Below are 16,608 nucleotides of genomic sequence, written 5' to 3'. Positions count from 1 at the left end.
TATGTATTGGCAGGGTGAATTGAGCGTCTAGCCGATAACATTGAGCCTAATAGTCATAGGGAAATACGGTAATCTAAGGTTCATCCCATTCAATACTATCAAATTTTGTGGGCAAGAAAGTGGACCAAGCTTTCCGAGTGATCACATGAACCGAAAAACATTTTATATATAAACCACTAAATTACATGCATATATCTATGAATTAGCATTTCCTCAGTGTTTTTTATTTTTAGGTGTTATTTTCTTGAGAGTATTGAGGGTAATCGTATTTTTAATATCCGACAGCTCACCTGATCCTTTGATCCTTATCTGTAAACTTATAATTTCCGTTACAAACGCTAACTTTCCCTGAAGTCTTTCATGAAAATTTACACCAATAAGGCTTTTAAGCAGGTATTTTATTGAAAATAGCAATCTCTTTTGAGGTCTATTGATCAAACGAAATATTTAAAGTATTAATTGTTCATGCTAGTGCTATCTTTCTAGAATCACATATAATCAATAGATCTAAGGAGAAATAAAAGTGACGATCAGAATCCTATCTATTGATGGAGGGGGGATAAGGGGAATATTACCCGGTGAAATATTGGTCGCTCTTGAGAATAAACTAAAGGTGGAATCGGGCAACTCCGACGCCAGAATAGGAGACTTTTTTGACCTGATCGCAGGAACAAGCACCGGCGCAATATTAGGTGCAGCCTATATTTGCCCCAACAAAGAGGGAAGGCCAAAATTCACTGCACAGGAAGCTGTCGATATTTACCTCAAAGAAGGAGGTAAGGTATTTGATACTGGAATCTGGCCCTACCTGGATAAGTGGAGATTTCTCAGGGGGGAAAAATACTCCACACATGAATTAGAAAAGGTACTAAAAAAGCACTTTGGAAATACAAGGTTAAGCAAATTATTAAAACCTTCTTGCTTCATCTCCTACGACATCAGAAAGCGAGAGCAAATCATTTTTAGACAACATTGTGCCATAGTGAGAAATGAAGACTTCTTGGTAAGAGATTTATTACGAGGTAGCACCGCTGCGCCAACTTACTTTGAGCCCGCACGTATTTATTCTTTACCACCGCTTAATGAAAAACATATCCTGGTAGACGGCGGAATGGTAGCCAGCGATCCAGCCCTATGCGCCTATTCAGAGGCCATTAAGTTCAGCGGTGTGGGGGGAATCAAGGATATGATTATTGTATCTCTAGGTACAGGCAAACAACTAAGGAGCTATAAGTACAAAGAAGTAAAAGACTGGGGCATTTTTAATTGGGCGAGACCTTCTATCGATATAGCTCTGAGTGGCGGTGCTCAAATGACTCATTATTATCTGAAACAAATTTCAACTACTGTAGAAAACACAAAGTACTACCGGATTCAGCCAAATCTGTATGATGCCAACCCTACATTAGATGATGCGTCCCCTAAAAACTTGAAAAAACTAAAGAAATCTGGTGAAAAAAATGCAAAGCACTATGATAAATTATTAGATGAAATTGCTCGAACATTGGTAAATACACAAGGTAGCCATCAATATAAGCAAAGATAATAATACCTATCAATACAAAATTAACGTAACCAATAACTAATCCAACTAATCATTCAAGCACCCTAGTAAATAGAGGCCGTACCTTGAAAATCTTCTCATGGATTTTCCACAATAAAAATTCCAATTCTATACTTCAGCTTTAACAAGCTAGTTTTTTATCCAAATCCTACCAGATATACTCAGCAGCAAGACCAAATTTGTTCTAGCTGCATTTAATTCCATTTTTAAGCTTCGCATAAAACGATATTTATTAACTTCTCCACCAGATCGCCGGTATTACTCTCTCCATACTCAACATGCCTTTCACAACATAGAACCTTAAAGCCAGCTTCAACTAATTGAGCTCTAATATCGCTTTCATCAAAAAGCTGGAACCCAAACGGTGTAAATGATAAATTCTGCATAAAGGACTTATCACCAAAAGCTAAACAAAGTTTTCCTTCAGGTACCAGCACTCTGCGTATTTCAGACAAATGCGTTTTGATAGACTCCCAAAAGTAAATGGTGTGGACAGTAATCGCCTTCTCGAATTGACTGTCGGCAAACGGTAACCTCTCCGATGTTCCAACTTTAAAGTCCATCCGTCCCGACTCAATATCTTTAGAGTTAAGAATTTTCGCACTCGCGACCATATCACTAGACCAGTCGACCCCCGTATAGCGAATACTGGAACCTTGACGAAGTACATCGACTGCAAACTTACCATTACCGGGCCCAATCTCGAGAATACGATCATGATCCACCACATTAAGCAATTCTAGTGCGGCCAGGTTCGTTGCCTTATTGGCTTTATTCATCTGCAATGCAGTATCGGAGGCTAGAGCACCAGAGGGTTTCCTTAGCTGTTCGGCGATTAGTTGAGGATCTTTAGACATTTCTTCTCCATTTAAGACCAATTTTTGAGTACATAAATAGTCCTTATATACTTACAAACTGCAATTAATATAGAAATTAGCAGCGGTTTTTTCGGTTGATTTTCATATCATCGTTTAGTGCCTAAAGAAATTTTAGGCATTATCGTTGCGTTATTACTAAAACTCACCATAAATTTTCCTAAAAAAGATCAAAGGAACAATATACGAGCCTAGGTCAAATCAATATGTAAAAATTGCTAATCTTAGGTAACTTCAACAAATCAAGATTAAGCCAAACCATTTGGTGAATCAATCGGATAAATATAACTCAGTCTCAAATTGAGTACTTCAGGGATTACCCTTATATCTTCTAAGATTTTATTGCTGCACCATAGTCCAGAAAAAGTCAGTAAGATATATCAATATGTACCTGCATATAGCTACATGTCGCTGCGAACGAATAGGGCTAAGACTCTCAAAACTGGTACCTATCAATTAAACTACTAGATACCGGCCTATTCCTTAAAGAGCATCTGACATGCTAAATGGCGTAATGCTTGTCTGGTTTATTTTCGCGGCTATAAGTGTGGTCTTTGTTGTTTGGGATTCCATCACCAACGCGCCGACCAGCTGGATACAGCGTATGGCGTGGATATTGGTTGTTGTATATACAGGTGTTGTTGGGTTGATTCTGTACCTACTGACTTGCCGACGCCCCTTTCCCGGTGGTCACGATGCCTTTACAAGGGCCACCTGGAAACAAAGCGTTAACAGTGAGATGCACTGCCTAGCCGGAGATGCCACTGGCATTGTTATTGCTGCGTCCATCGTCCCTTTCTTTGGGCTCACCAATGGCTGGGATGCCACCATTGAGTATATTGCCGGCTTTATTTGTGGATTATTCATCTTTCAGGCACTGATGATGCTGGGTATGTACCAGGGAAAGTATCTAAGGGCAGTGCGCAAAACATTCTTCGCCGAAACCGTTTCTATGAATATAGTGATGGGAGGAATGATTCCAACCATGTTGATATTGGCCTCCCTGTGGCCAGAGTCGGAAGATCCTAGCAAGGCCACATTTTGGTTTCGTATGAGCCTTGCAAGCATCGTTGGTGGTGTCATTGCTTATCCAATCAACTATTGGCTTGTTAAAAACCATCTTAAGCATGGATGTATGACTTTACCGGGGAAGGATGGGCCTGCGCCCTGCCTGGGCTTCTGTTCACCGGAAGCGAATCATGATGCCAACATAAAGCCAACTGTGCCCATGTCCACTCCTTCTACTCAGCCGGGCCATGAGGGACATGGGATGATCATGCGCTCGCTGCCCATCGCTCTCTCTTGTATTTGGATAGTGGGAACCTTCTTGTTTCTTTTACTGGCGATACTGGTGGCTAATCACTTTGTACCCTTGAAGTTTTGATGGTCAGGCACATAAACAGGTCGATTGAATCGGCAAACAGTAACCAAGTCATCCTTTAATTCGTAGATTTATGGTAAAATCCGCGAATGGATCAGTGTTGGTTGAAGCTTCCTGAGAGTCTTACATTTATGATTGCGAAGCACTTTTTTTCGACCTGATTTCAAGCGCGACTCGCCTTGCAAAAGCGTACCTTTTATATACAAAAAATTGTGCTTCACCATTAGTGACAGCCATGATTTTTCACTCTGATCCCTAGTGATATAGAAAAATATGAACCCACGGGTTTCACACTGCTGATGAAAGGAATACAGCAAATCTATGAATAGCCGTTTACTGAATCTTGATGCACTGCGGGGGCTTGCAGCAATTCTTGTTGTTTGGCAACACAGTAGTGAAGTTTTTATACGAAACACCAACATAGCCCAGCACGGTACCGAACTAGCTGAATTTATCAGCCAGGTAGACTTTGGCAGAATTGGAGTAATTTGCTTCTTTTTAATTTCTGGCTTTGTTATCCCTTTTAGCCTCTCCGGAACGCAAAGTTCCCTGAAGAACTTTGCTATTCGCCGTTTCTTCCGTCTCTATCCAGCCTACTGGACATCACTAATTTTGGCCTTGGGGCTAACATGGATGGTCAGTGACTGGATGTATCCCACCACCACTATTATCGCAAACACGACCATGCTACAGGGATTGATGGGGTTTGATAATGTACAAGGGCTTTACTGGACGCTGACAGTTGAATTAATTTTTTACTGTCTCTGTGCTCTGATTTTTGCTAACCGACAATTGGCAAACCCTCTGGTTCTGCTACTCTTCTGCTGGGGCGCGCTATCATTATTTGTCAGTTGGCAGTTATTAGCCAAGTTAGCCTATCCCCTACTGGGATCAAATCCAACCATTACTTACATCCCTTACTGCATCGCCGTTATGTTCTGTGGAACCTTAATTCGGCATTGTTATGTGCGTAAGACTAACTACTGGTATGCCATTCTCGCAGTGGCAGGCACCTTCTCAATCCCTCTAATGGTTTTATTTCTTTACTTTGTAGGTAAACCCGTAACCGAAGACCCCTTGCGCTTTGCTCTGCCTCACTTAATTGCTTTGGCTATTTTCTTTGTGGTTCTGCTAGTACCCTTTAGGCCATGGCGCAGTTTGGTAGCGTTGGGAACCATCAGTTATTCGGTTTATCTGTTCCACCCCATTGTGATGCGTGGGCTGAATTGGAGCATACAGCAGTCGTGGGCACAGTCATTTTCTGCTTATTCTGTAGAGGTCTATATGTTGGCCACGACCCTCGTGAGTATTGCCCTGGGAACTCTGGTGTACAGGCTGATTGAGAAACCGGCTATCAATATGGGGCGCCACTTAAGCAGAAAGACTGAACATAAAGAGATGGCGATTGCCTAAAGGGTTTTCCACTTACCCACAATGGGAAGCTAATGATTATTCATACATGCCTGGCTTATCCAGGCATGTATGAATCGGAGCGGATAGCTTAAAAAAAAACCCAATGACCGCTCCGTTAATCTGATTGGTTACTGTGCCCACAGCAAGCTTGCTGCAATCGACCACATCATAATACCCACCAATACATCCAGTACTCGCCAGGTTTTTGGGTTCTTAAACAGCGGCTGCATCATACTGCCACCAACCGATAACAGCGCAAACCAAAGCACCGATGCACTGCAGGCGCCAATTACAAAGAATAAAGTACCTTCCCCTGCGTACTGGGCACCGACCGAGCCGATTAAAACAACGGTATCCACATAGGCATGGGGGTTTAGCAAGGTAAGTGCCACGGCGGTGATCAGAGCAGAACGCCTGGATTTAACCCACTCCTTCTTGTCCTCCAGCCCCTTATTGGTAAAGGCGGAGCGAAACGCCATAGCACCGTAGCCGACCAGGAAAGCCACGCCCAACCAGGTCAACCAGAGCATCCAGTTCCCTTCTGCCTGGGCCAAGTGTGATACCAGGTAGACACCACTGGTGATCAGGACAATATCCATCAGAACACACAGCGCAGCGATACTGTAGTGATACTGGCGGCGAATACTCTGCGTCAATAGATAAGCATTCTGCGCGCCAATTGCCATGATCAAGCTGATAGTCGTGATAAAGCCCTTTGTCAGAGGGGCTAGTAGCAAACCCGAAATCACGTTGCCTCCTGTGGTCATTGGGGTCTGCCCGCGGTGTGCGGGTCGGAAAAGTGGCGGGAGATTAAGAGGCGAGCTAGAATAAGTAAATTTAATTATATTGATACCTCATAAGAATATCTTATGTTAGATCTTAAACAGCTTCAGGCCTTTGCTTTCGTGGTAGAGGAGCAGAGTTTTGATAAGGCCGCCGCTTTACTTCACGTCAGTCAATCTGCTGTATCCCAGCGAATCAAAGCGCTTGAGGGACAAGTCGGGCAGGCTCTACTCATCCGATCAACACCACTGCGCCCTACTGAAGCCGGCCTTAAGGTGCTGGGTTATTTCCAACAGATGCACCTCCTGCAACACGAGTTGCTGGCAGACATAGACCCGGAGGGCAGCAAAACCCGCTATAGCAACCAAAATAAGGTGCGTATCGCCCTTAACTCGGACAGCCTGGATACTTGGTTCCTTAAAGCCGTAACCCCCATCATTCGTTCCCACCACCTACTTGTTGACTTGAAGGTCGATGACCAGGAAGCCACCTTGGAGCTGCTCAAGAACGGAGAAGTCATTGGCTGTATAAGCTCGGTAACCAGTAACCTGCAGGGCTGCCAGTCCATTCCTTTGGGACACATGGCCTACTACCCGGTATGCACTCCGGCTTTTAAAGCACACTACTTCTCGGACCCAGTCGATGTGGATGAATTTCGCTATGCTCCCGCAGTTGAATTCAACTATAAGGACCAGCTGCAAAGCCGCTACTTAAAGCAGTTTTGGGGCATAGAGGCCGGCCAGTACCCGTCTCACGAAATCCCCTCTTCTAAGGGATTCCTCAATTTTCTGACATTGGGCTTAGGCTGGGGAATGGCTCCAGATATACAAGTGGAGGATTTGTTAAGACAAGAGAAACTGATCAAGCTGACTCCAGATCAGCATCTGAAAATTCCCTTGTACTGGCATGTTTGGAATTTGAAATCCAAATTAATTAAAGAAATCACGCACACTTTGGCTGAGTATGCCCATAAAGCATTGCACCAGTAAGCGGCACTGGTGCGAGTAAATACTTGACCTTAGCTACGCCTCATCTCACTACCTGTTTCAAAACACCGAAGTAGTTACTGGCCAGCTCAACATCATCGTAATAACCACGATCCTTTAGCAACTTATGCAACGCCCTGAGGTTATATGTGGGCACTGCCATGAAGGCATGATGTTCACAGTGGTAACTCAAACCTTCAGTGGGACTGACAAACAGGAGCCCTAAAATACCCCTGGGAACCGAACGCGTATTGTATTTTGGTTCCAAGTGGTAAAGATCTTTGACCCCAGCGTGTTCGGCGATCTGCCGCATTCGAATAATAGCCATATACACGGTGAGATAAGCTACAATCCACAATAAATATAAGTGTGGGACACCAAAAGCCCACAGTATGGCAAACATGGCACTATTAACGAATAAACCTCGGGTTAACTGAAAATTCACTCGCTTTTTACGGCTTAGTAAGTCTCGTCCACTCAAAAATAAATATAAATTCGCTTTTAAACCAGTTAACCCCAAAAAATCTCTGGAAAACTTCCTAACCAAACTCTTTTTACTGACAGGATAATCCTTATAGTTTTGCAGATCTGGATCTTGATCTGTACCCGCTTTGCGGTGATGCATCATATGAATTTTTATATAGGTTTCTCCATCCATTAACAAAAACGGTGAAGACAACCACTTACAAACAAAATTGTTATAGGCTCGAGTTGCGAAAAGTGTTTTATGACCAGTTTCGTGCATAATGGCTGCCAGGGCCTGCTGCCGCCCAGCAAGTAAAAATACTGCAGCAATATAAGTTGCCCAGTGTGGCAATAACGCGGCTATGGTAAAAATTCCCATTATACCGAGCCAAGTGCTGGCCACTATCCACCAGGCCTTGGCATCACTACGCTGTAGGAACGGCTTAACCTCTTCTTTACTGAGGGGGATATTCATTGCAAGTCACCATTTTGTGATTATGTGTCAACGCCTAACTTCTGCAATTGTTCCAACCAAATATTGCGACCTGTACGGTCATACTTGCGTACAATACTTTTAAGTTCCTGGTATTTATTTTGTGGTCTGATTACTTTTGGTAGTAAAGGATCGGTCGCTAAACGATGAATAGCCTCGCCTCCCAAGCGGCATGTTTCAGATAAAGAGACTTTGACAGGCTTTGATGCCAGGTTTGTAAGACTGCTCTCAAGAGTATCTATCAAGGCATCATACTCACGATCTAAACGCTCAATATCCCACAAATGGTGTCCCCATTGATTAACCAATATGTCCGATACATCCTGCAAGACAAAGCAGTGCGCATTGGCTTCAAGACCTAGTGTAATCAGCATATCGGTTAATTCCGCATGACTCAGTGTGAGATTATTGGGTCGTACCAGCAGGTGATCCAAACCTTCGGCAAACCCATACCACTCAAGTACCATTAGTGATTTCTTACGAACTGCACGTGATGTTCTTTTAGGTAGGTGGCAGGCTATCCACCTGAAATCCCAGTTATCGTATTGGAAGGTATTGTTTTTCCAACGGTTTATAAAAGCGCGTTTGGACAGTGCTTTTTCTGTCAAACTGTAGATACCACGCCGATTTTGAGTGATCAGGCCGGTACCCACCAATCTATTTAGTGTCACCCGTAAATTATTTGTGGAAACATCAAATGCATCAGATATGAAACCCAGCTGACTGGTTGCCAGTTCATGTCGCTTATTAACGCCCATCAAATCCAATAGAATATTTTTTGGGGTAGGCTCATAGGTAAACTGATACATAGTGAATATTACGTCATTAGTCTTGAGAAATCTTTTATGTAATATTACAGAACCAGACCTAACACACAACACTTTGTAATTTTGAATTTAGAAAAAAGTCATTTAAATCAACATAAGCATTATCTGGATATCGCTACAGGTATTCAGTGTACATTCTCACTTATTGCCACCTAATAGCATTGCGATTAATAAAACACCCTAAACATACCCATAGGATGACACATTTCCCCACACCCTACTTAGATAAGTACTATACAAATCGCTTACCACTACTGAATACCTTCAATCGTTGATCCAATTTACACAAAAAGAGGCTACCCATATAAACCACCTACCAAATAAAATATATTAATCAAGAAGTTAGCACCTCCAAAAATGCCAAGATTAAAATTAATTAAGCTCAGTCGACTTTACGAAAACCTTTTTACAATAAGAGGACATCAATCAGACCTCTAATGACAAACAGGCATTTGACATATGACCATTGATTAAAATTAACCTACCGAAAATCTGGAGTAACCTTCATTGAAAACCGACTGAAACTTTTGCTGAGCGATCGCTATTAGTCCATATTTGTTTTAATCGCAGCTACAACTCACCTTGAGATTCCGGACCAATAGCTTCGGGAAAAATCCGGGCTACTTAAAGTAAATTTACTCTAGGGCGTCATTCAATAAATATCATGCTGTTTCACTTTCCACTATTACAAAAATCAAGCATCAAGATTAAAAAACGAAAAATAAAAAAATTTTTCGCTAATTAATTTACCTTCTCAACAGTCCATAAACCATCAATCATATTGCAATAAAATACATGTCACGCTTCACAGAATAACGGAAATACCTCCCTATAATTCGCTCGATTTTATAAAAGTACAACGTGTAAAGTGGGTCTGATATGAATGATTCCTTCAAGCTAATAACAGCTATCTGTTTATCCGCCCTCCTGGCTGCCTGTTCAGGTGGCGGGGGTGGTTCCGACAATGACAATAAAGGCATTCCTGAGGTTAGTGATGATGGAGGGATGAACCAAAATCCCAATCCTGATCCCGATCCTGATCCCGACCCTGTTCCCGATCCCGATCCCGCCCCTGTTCCCGATCCCGATCCCGATCCCGATCCCGATCCCGATCCCGATCCCGATCCCGATCCCGATCCCGATCCCGATCCCGATCCCGATCCCGGTGAAGATGGTTCCTTTGAACTCTCTTTGGAACAAAAACGTATCATGTTAGACACTCATAATGAGTACCGGGAGAGATGCGCGAAGGGTGAATCTGGAGAAGGTAATGGCCCAGAATCTGCCGGTAATATGCAGACCCTTTTTTGGGATGATGCTCTGGCAAAAATGGCCAAAGAAAGAGCATCAGCCTGCTATTTTGGTCACTTAAATGAGGCAACCGGTATTAGAGAGGCATTTGAAAAAGTTAAAGATGAAGTATCTTTTGTATTGCCCGCTGGTAGTATTGAAATCGGAGAAAATGTTTCAATTAATATTTTTAATCCACCGGCATCGCAGTATGCTGCCGAGACCTGGGCCGGCTCAATTAAATCTTGGTATGATGAAAGCTATGGGTATGACTGGGATAATGAATTCTGTCATGCGGAAACATGTGGCCATTGGGCCCAGGTATGCCATGGAGAAACCCGTTATGTTGGCTGTGCTGTAGCGGAATGCGATAGCATTATTGGTTCTAGTAACCCTGCCTATAACGATGGCGCACATGTGGTAGTATGTAATTACTTCCCCTCATTAGATAAGAGCCGACGTATTCCTTTCACCAACGGCTGGGGATATGAAACCTGTAGAACGTGCCAAAACTACGACCTTCCCTACTGTGTTGATAACATGTGTACAGGAGGGATAGCCAAAGATTGGAATGCCTCAGAAAAAAGAAACAAGAATGTAGATCAGTGTACCGATGGCTTGGGCAGAGATATAGTACCTTGTAGCTTTTACGATAATGAGGGTGCTCCCCCCCAGGTAACAGGGTTCAAATATAAATACTCTGAAGGAAAAGTAATATTAACATGGAATGAAGCTATTAAAAATGGTGGCACACATCACTATAAGATATTTCGCGATGAGGAGTTTATAGGTAAAACTCGTCACTTGACCTACAGCGACTCTGATTTAGGTCAGGAAAAAAAGTATAGATATAAAATAATTGCTGTGGATCATGCTGATCAAAGAAGTCAGCCAGCATTTCTGGATATAGTTGTTGATTAACTTTGCAAGGGCCTAATATAGCATTTGATGCCTCAAGGGGCCAAGAAGGTTATTAGGGCCTACCTACTTCAATTATCAAAGATAGAATAGTGAATGTAGGCAGGCCCTAGTAAGAGTCTCAAGTGTTGTTCTTCGTAAGAAAAATTGCAGCCAATATCAATTGGCTCAATGCGTACCTTGATGATCTAACTTATTAACTCACCGATCTCTAACTACTAATAACTATTTTATCTGTCATAGAGGACCATAGTTTTAGCTTTTCCATAGTCAGAATTCTTTATGGCGGCTCTAAAGGATCTCTGAAGAATAGGGTAGATTTTCCTTACCCGATGGGTAATAGGGAGCTATAGACGGTATCCTGCTTCGGCAAAGGTGACTTGATGTATGATCTATCATAGTCTTGACTGAAAACCGAATACAATTGGATTTGATTCAAATTATTGAGGCCCCTTAGATAAGAAGGTAGCCTCCATGATAACTACCTCAATGTAGTTATCATGGCAGGGGTTTAGTGCCTACTAACACTTTAAGATAAGAGAATAAAATAAACTAAAGCACATCATCTAAGTGTTGTAAGAAGGGTACTATTGTTTGATTCCTCACATCCTGACTCATATCTCGACCGATACTCGTATGATCCAAATTTACCCATCTCTGTGAATACCATCCCAGGTCAGTATCTTGAGCCGTATAAGCAAAAGAGTGAACCCCAGATAATTCAATGACCTCAGCCCCACCAGTCAACTGCCTAAGATATAAATTATCTTTGTAAGGAAATTGTGTATTGAGATCAGTGTAATAGCTTAAGTAACTAGAATTCATGGGGTTACGATGGAATGAAGAAGTTACTCCCAACTCATTTTGGGTCCATTTACAAACACCATCAAAACTGTGTACAACAGTTCGTATATTCCGAAAATCGGGATCAGCTCGCATTGCTTTCGCCAATCTCATCACGAGACAACCACCCCGAGAAGAACCCGCCAAGTAAATAGTCTCTAGATTGGAGGCATAAGCCTTTGACTTAAGCCAACTGAGGTATGCCTTTTCTATACGAGACTTCTCATTACCACTAATCATCTGGTTAAATTGCGTATCAAAAGCAATCGCCAAGAAGGTCTCATCTGTTGGAAAATGCTCTGAATCTAGCAACTGTCGAGCAAGTGAACGTCCATCTATACTGCGAGAGCAAGATCTCTTTAGTACTCCACAGTCTTTTTTATAGCCAGCCTTCTGGCCTGTCACAGAACTTTCTGCACCATTTCCTGGTGGCTGTTGTCCTGCAGCAATAAATACTAAGTTTTTTACTTTATCGCGTGCTGGGTTTTGCACTCTAGCAATCTGAGTATGAAGTTGACGGCTATTACTAACACCCTCTATCTCCCAGGCTCGATACTCAGATAGGGTGTCTTGTTTAAGGCACCAAAATTCCTGGCAATACCGAACCCGCTCCAAATTCACCGAAAAATCCGACTTTGACTCGAAAGCTTGAGTCTGGACAGAATTAAAAGCAATCGACAGCCAAAATAATTTTTTTATTATTTGAAATTTCATTATTCACCAATAGTGTACTTTAACAATCTAATGATCCATGGAGGCCCAAACCTCATATAGCCCTAATTACTGCCTTTAGTAATGAAGTAGACCGCAATTGAACAACTATACTACTCCAAGCGAAAGAGCCATCCATGGCTCTTGCTGTAGCAGTTACTTCTCAACGGTTTCTGGATTATTTATATTCTCGGCATCAGATTTAGAAACATCAGTATGCCGGAAAACTATTCTATCTACCTTAAATTTCTGTGAACGGCCTGACATCACTAGCTTATACGTTTCGCCTGCTCTTAGCTTATAAACGGCGACACGTTTATTATTATGGCCACCAGGATCAAATTTATTGCCAGATTCCCAGATAAATTTATTATGTTCTCCACCAAAGAATTTTGTATCTTTTTTTAATAGTTCCAGAGGAGCGTCTTTACCGTGACTATTCCCAGCATTAGGTCCCGCCTCATAATTTCCTTCAAGTCGAAAGTAAGCGTCATTTGCTAGGTCTGTACGAAACTCACCCTCATACACTAGGTTTTCTTTCGCAGCGTGCAGATGCAAATAGTACAAACCACTTCTTGTTATATTGAAAGTGTACTCCAAAGGAGATTTTGGTGGGCCGTTTAGTGGCGTATTACCATTAAACTCAAGATAACCGCTCCCTGTATGGCCGCCAATATCATTTTTCTTGATCCATTCACCTAGATTTGAGTAGGTATTTTCAGCCTCCATAATTACCAGGCCGTTTTGTTCCGTGTAGTCACCTTCAGGTTGATCTGGGTTTAACTTATCAAAATTCCACCTCGGGCCAATATGGCCACACCCTTCTTTACCTATATCCACACGACCTGGACAGTAATCCTCATCACCGGCATCATTTGCCGGGCCGTTGCCGCACTGAATATCATTGTATTTGGGACGGCCAGCCGATCCTGGGCCAGGGCCAATTAAGTCACAAGCTTTTTTAACCGTTATTGTTCCATAGTCGGTCGAAACCATAATATCGGCAATATTGTGGTCAAAAGTTGACTCACAAAAACATTGATCGCCAATAGAATAACTATCCATCCAATAAGTTTGAGGTTCGAGTAAAACATCATTAGGGTTAATTGGTAGAACTTTTACAATATCTGGGTGAACATTGCTATTTATACCTTCCGCTTTGATGACTACTGCCCAGTCCTGATTAGCTTCTGTTGGGGCAGTGCCAATACTATGAGTACCTATTCCGTCAAGTTGATTACCCGTTGTCAACTGGCCGCTTCTTGGATTGAACCAGTAAACCTTATAGGTATCCTCATTTGGAATCTCTATATTCGTTGTGCCACCTTCACGCAAGTAAACTAGATAAACATTACCGCTATCTGAAAGCACCCAATCGTTATTGGTTGAAGTTACTTCATTATCCACATTCAAACTGTGTAGATTAACTTCAAGTTGATTTTGCAAAATATCGTTAAAGAATTTAACAAAGTGGCCAGTTTGCTCCCAATGGTTGTCAAACTCCCTCAAGTTCTCTACCGCTAAGTCATACGCGTGGCCGGAATTAGGATTTTTTAAATACCACTCAAATCCTGCACCACCTCCCATAACACTGCCCCACATCCAGTTGACCCTCTGAACCTGGGTAACCTCAGAATGGGGCACAGGCGCTTGCCCGCCGGAAGCTTCAGTGAAAGTAACATACCAAAGATGGTTATTATTCTGGGATTCAGTCAGCCACTTTCTACTCATCTGATAAGGGGCATTGCGATGGTTCGCATCGCTAGGAATATTATCAATTTGAATACTCGGTCCATCAAAATTACTATTTCCCAACAATGGCCGATAGTGCTGATCCCATTGGCCACCATACGTATGGAGCAGGGTGGGATGATCGTAGGGGTCTACATCTTTTAAATATTTAGCGATTGCCTTGTGTTGCTCTTGGCTAAGAGTACTCTCCTCACCCATATTCCACTGCAGCGCCGGGTGATGTCCAAAGCGGGAAATCATCTCCCGATAATATAGTTTACGTTCAAGCCCTAAATTACCGTTATTCAGAACTTTATTATTCTCTGTTTCCTGCGTCATAAAGTGAATCAGCATGCCTTTACTGGTCATGTGATCCATCGCGACTTCCCACTGGTCTAATTTGCTGACATCAAAAGCCCGATGGTTACCATCATATACCGTCCAAGGATGGGCATCGCAACCATCACCACTCTCGGTGTTTGCCATGATATAAATTGCGTTGACATTTTTTTCAGCTATATAGTTCACCAAACCAATAAGACTTTTTCCTTTACCATCTTTCCAGGTGGGGTCTCCATTATTCCAATCACCAAAGTGGGGCTCAAAACTGTGTAATATGCCTTTGCAGGAATTTACGTTATAGTGTTTTTCTGTATTATCAAAGCCTGAATAACCAAAAATATTTTCAGGGCTATCCATTCCACCTTCTATATATACCGACTTATCCCCCAGATGCTGCAAGTAGCGGGTTCCTTTTTTATGTACCAGTAACCCCTTACTCCTCATATCAAGTTCAGGTGCTGTGGATTGTAATACTGGGAAATAACCACTTTCACCATCAAATGAAATAGCATTACCTGCATTTGTATCTAGATCAACCGCAACCTGGCTCCCTTGCCTCATAGATATATCGAAGAACCATTTACCTGAAGTTGGCGGTGAAAAGTAGGCACGCCACTTAGTTCCTTCAGTTGCACCTGTATTTGCTGAATTGCCATCAGCGGCGAAATGTCCAGGCACTGTGTAAGTCAAGTCACCTTGTGTAAATATTACGTTATATCGATAATCGGCAAACGTAGCATCATCACTTTCTGATGCATACAAATCATCACAAGTGATCGTTATACGGTGCCACTTTTCCAGCGTACCGGAAACAGTACAATGTTCACTATGGCCGATATCATCCGGGTCAACTGGACCCGGAGGATCTGTTGGATCTGGGTCTGGGTCTGTCGGATCGGTTCCATCATTCTGCTTTACAGTAAATGTAATTGAGGCACTGGTTCCGGCAGTGCCTGCCCCATCATCCAGAGAATAAGGTGTTGCGGTAAGGGTGTAAGTTCCAACTGCGGGGGTCCAATGATTAAAATCGCCCTGATCATCACCAAATAGAGCATAGGGCGAGACATTTTCAGTCATACTGTGCGTCTGAGCTCCTGCCAACTCAAATATTACACTCTCTGCCTGATCACTATTTGCCCTAATATTTAACTGACTTCCAACCTGGCTTAGATATATCTCTGCACCATCGGTGAGTGAAAAAATATCCGAGTTGCCCTGTGAATTGACCAGAGTGAAAGACGATATTACCAATCCATTCCCAGGGTCCGTTATATCAGAACCTATCGAAGGAGGCGGGCTCTCATTATCAGACTCCCCAGATGACGAATCGCCACCACAACCAGCTAATGTGGCAGTAATCAGAAGTGCCAAAGGCAAGCTACTGTTATTCATTTCCAGTTTTCTCTACTTTAGAAGTAAACAATTATTTACTAATCACAGGATTTAATGGGCATATAAAAATTGGCTACAGCATGCAGCACTGGCCAGATACTAAATCGCTCAGATACATACCTACCGTGAATTTAGTCACATGCAATCAGGACTAGTTCCACAGCTTATAGATTGGCGAAAAAAACTATTTTTTTTCATTTTTCTCAAACAAGAAGGTTTTGATCCACCTTCACTTTAATAGCATTAGAATCACCCTTATCAAATCTTTAAGCTAACCAACAAACCGCCAAAAGATTCTGAATAGAACCAACAGAACAATTAACCCCAATAAGATAAAATAGTGATAAATAAGATGAGCAATGCTAAGAAATTATTCGACAGAGCGGGAAACCTGGACGATGCTATACCTTACTCAAAATATACACCTGCGAGAAAGCTATCTATTACGATAGAAGAGATTACTTAACCCGATACTTTATAGATTCAGATCATATTAAAAGCTTTCGTGCGATATTACGATAGTGCTTTTATTTTCATGCCTGATATATATTAAAACCATCTTTAATTCATATCTCAGCGGACTAGACAGATTGG

General features: G+C 42.3%; 11 protein-coding genes. 5 read left to right on the top strand and 6 right to left on the bottom strand.

What is annotated here, in order from left to right:
- Positions 1–523: 523 nt before the first annotated feature.
- Positions 524–1,546: a patatin-like phospholipase family protein gene (locus ACJJID_RS02365; protein ID WP_444921323.1), complete on the top strand. Its 1,023-nt coding sequence runs from the start codon at positions 524–526 to the stop codon at positions 1,544–1,546.
- Positions 1,547–1,770: 224 nt separating this feature from the next.
- Here ACJJID_RS02365 and ACJJID_RS02360 read toward each other — a convergent pair whose 3' ends face one another.
- A complete protein-coding gene (locus ACJJID_RS02360; RefSeq protein WP_444921322.1) occupies positions 1,771–2,421 on the bottom strand; it encodes a class I SAM-dependent methyltransferase in 651 nt (216 codons plus the stop codon).
- 517 nt (positions 2,422–2,938) lie between these two features.
- On the opposite strand from ACJJID_RS02360, the gene ACJJID_RS02355 reads away from it, so the two are divergent.
- Both ACJJID_RS02355 and ACJJID_RS02350 read left to right on the top strand, forming a co-directional pair.
- The gene (locus tag ACJJID_RS02355) at positions 2,939–3,823 is read left to right on the top strand and encodes a DUF4396 domain-containing protein (protein ID WP_444921321.1); all 885 of its coding nucleotides are present in this window, start codon (positions 2,939–2,941) and stop codon (positions 3,821–3,823) included.
- A 318-nt stretch (positions 3,824–4,141) separates the two neighbouring features.
- Positions 4,142–5,233, top strand: coding sequence for an acyltransferase family protein (locus ACJJID_RS02350; protein WP_444921320.1), 1,092 nt, complete (start codon positions 4,142–4,144; stop codon positions 5,231–5,233).
- A gap of 128 nt (positions 5,234–5,361) precedes the next feature.
- On the opposite strand, the gene ACJJID_RS02345 is transcribed toward ACJJID_RS02350, so the two are convergent.
- Entirely contained in the window at positions 5,362–6,000 is a 639-nt protein-coding gene (locus tag ACJJID_RS02345) for a LysE/ArgO family amino acid transporter (RefSeq protein ID WP_253868862.1), read from the bottom strand.
- Positions 6,001–6,102: 102 nt separating this feature from the next.
- On the opposite strand from ACJJID_RS02345, the gene ACJJID_RS02340 reads away from it, so the two are divergent.
- On the top strand, positions 6,103–7,005 hold the full coding sequence (locus ACJJID_RS02340) for a LysR family transcriptional regulator ArgP (RefSeq protein ID WP_152452101.1): 903 nt from the start codon (positions 6,103–6,105) through the stop codon (positions 7,003–7,005).
- A gap of 40 nt (positions 7,006–7,045) precedes the next feature.
- Here ACJJID_RS02340 and ACJJID_RS02335 read toward each other — a convergent pair whose 3' ends face one another.
- Together ACJJID_RS02335 and ACJJID_RS02330 are read right to left on the bottom strand one after the other, a co-directional pair.
- On the bottom strand, positions 7,046–7,942 hold the full coding sequence (locus ACJJID_RS02335) for a fatty acid desaturase family protein (protein WP_444921319.1): 897 nt from the start codon (positions 7,940–7,942) through the stop codon (positions 7,046–7,048).
- Positions 7,943–7,962: 20 nt separating this feature from the next.
- Entirely contained in the window at positions 7,963–8,769 is an 807-nt protein-coding gene (locus tag ACJJID_RS02330) for a hypothetical protein (protein ID WP_444921318.1), read from the bottom strand.
- Positions 8,770–9,666: 897 nt separating this feature from the next.
- Here ACJJID_RS02330 and ACJJID_RS02325 point away from each other — a divergent pair.
- Complete coding sequence (locus tag ACJJID_RS02325; protein WP_444921317.1) at positions 9,667–10,998, top strand: CAP domain-containing protein; 1,332 nt, start codon at positions 9,667–9,669, stop codon at positions 10,996–10,998.
- A 549-nt stretch (positions 10,999–11,547) separates the two neighbouring features.
- Here the strand turns inward: ACJJID_RS02325 and ACJJID_RS02320 are convergent.
- Together ACJJID_RS02320 and ACJJID_RS02315 are read right to left on the bottom strand one after the other, a co-directional pair.
- The gene (locus ACJJID_RS02320; RefSeq protein WP_444921316.1) at positions 11,548–12,552 is read right to left on the bottom strand and encodes a hypothetical protein; all 1,005 of its coding nucleotides are present in this window, start codon (positions 12,550–12,552) and stop codon (positions 11,548–11,550) included.
- 153 nt (positions 12,553–12,705) lie between these two features.
- A complete protein-coding gene (locus tag ACJJID_RS02315; RefSeq protein WP_444921315.1) occupies positions 12,706–16,014 on the bottom strand; it encodes a DUF5060 domain-containing protein in 3,309 nt (1,102 codons plus the stop codon).
- Positions 16,015–16,608: the final 594 nt, after the last annotated feature.

This window comes from Microbulbifer sp. CnH-101-G, from assembly GCF_052466775.1.
The sequence above is the reverse complement of the archived record's forward strand: the minus strand, read 5'-3'. Positions and strand labels throughout refer to the sequence as shown.

Bases quoted from the DNA above. Each gene is read 5' to 3' on its own strand.
- ACJJID_RS02315 (WP_444921315.1), bottom strand. From the start codon at position 16,014: ATGAATAACAGTAGCTTGCCTTTGGCACTTCTGATTACTGCCACATTA.
- ACJJID_RS02350 (WP_444921320.1), top strand. From the start codon at position 4,142: ATGAATAGCCGTTTACTGAATCTTGATGCACTGCGGGGGCTTGCAGCA.
- ACJJID_RS02330 (WP_444921318.1), bottom strand. From the start codon at position 8,769: ATGTATCAGTTTACCTATGAGCCTACCCCAAAAAATATTCTATTGGAT.
- ACJJID_RS02360 (WP_444921322.1), bottom strand. From the start codon at position 2,421: ATGTCTAAAGATCCTCAACTAATCGCCGAACAGCTAAGGAAACCCTCT.
- ACJJID_RS02325 (WP_444921317.1), top strand. From the start codon at position 9,667: ATGAATGATTCCTTCAAGCTAATAACAGCTATCTGTTTATCCGCCCTC.
- ACJJID_RS02340 (WP_152452101.1), top strand. From the start codon at position 6,103: ATGTTAGATCTTAAACAGCTTCAGGCCTTTGCTTTCGTGGTAGAGGAG.
- ACJJID_RS02320 (WP_444921316.1), bottom strand. From the start codon at position 12,552: ATGAAATTTCAAATAATAAAAAAATTATTTTGGCTGTCGATTGCTTTT.
- ACJJID_RS02345 (WP_253868862.1), bottom strand. From the start codon at position 6,000: ATGACCACAGGAGGCAACGTGATTTCGGGTTTGCTACTAGCCCCTCTG.
- ACJJID_RS02335 (WP_444921319.1), bottom strand. From the start codon at position 7,942: ATGAATATCCCCCTCAGTAAAGAAGAGGTTAAGCCGTTCCTACAGCGT.
- ACJJID_RS02355 (WP_444921321.1), top strand. From the start codon at position 2,939: ATGCTAAATGGCGTAATGCTTGTCTGGTTTATTTTCGCGGCTATAAGT.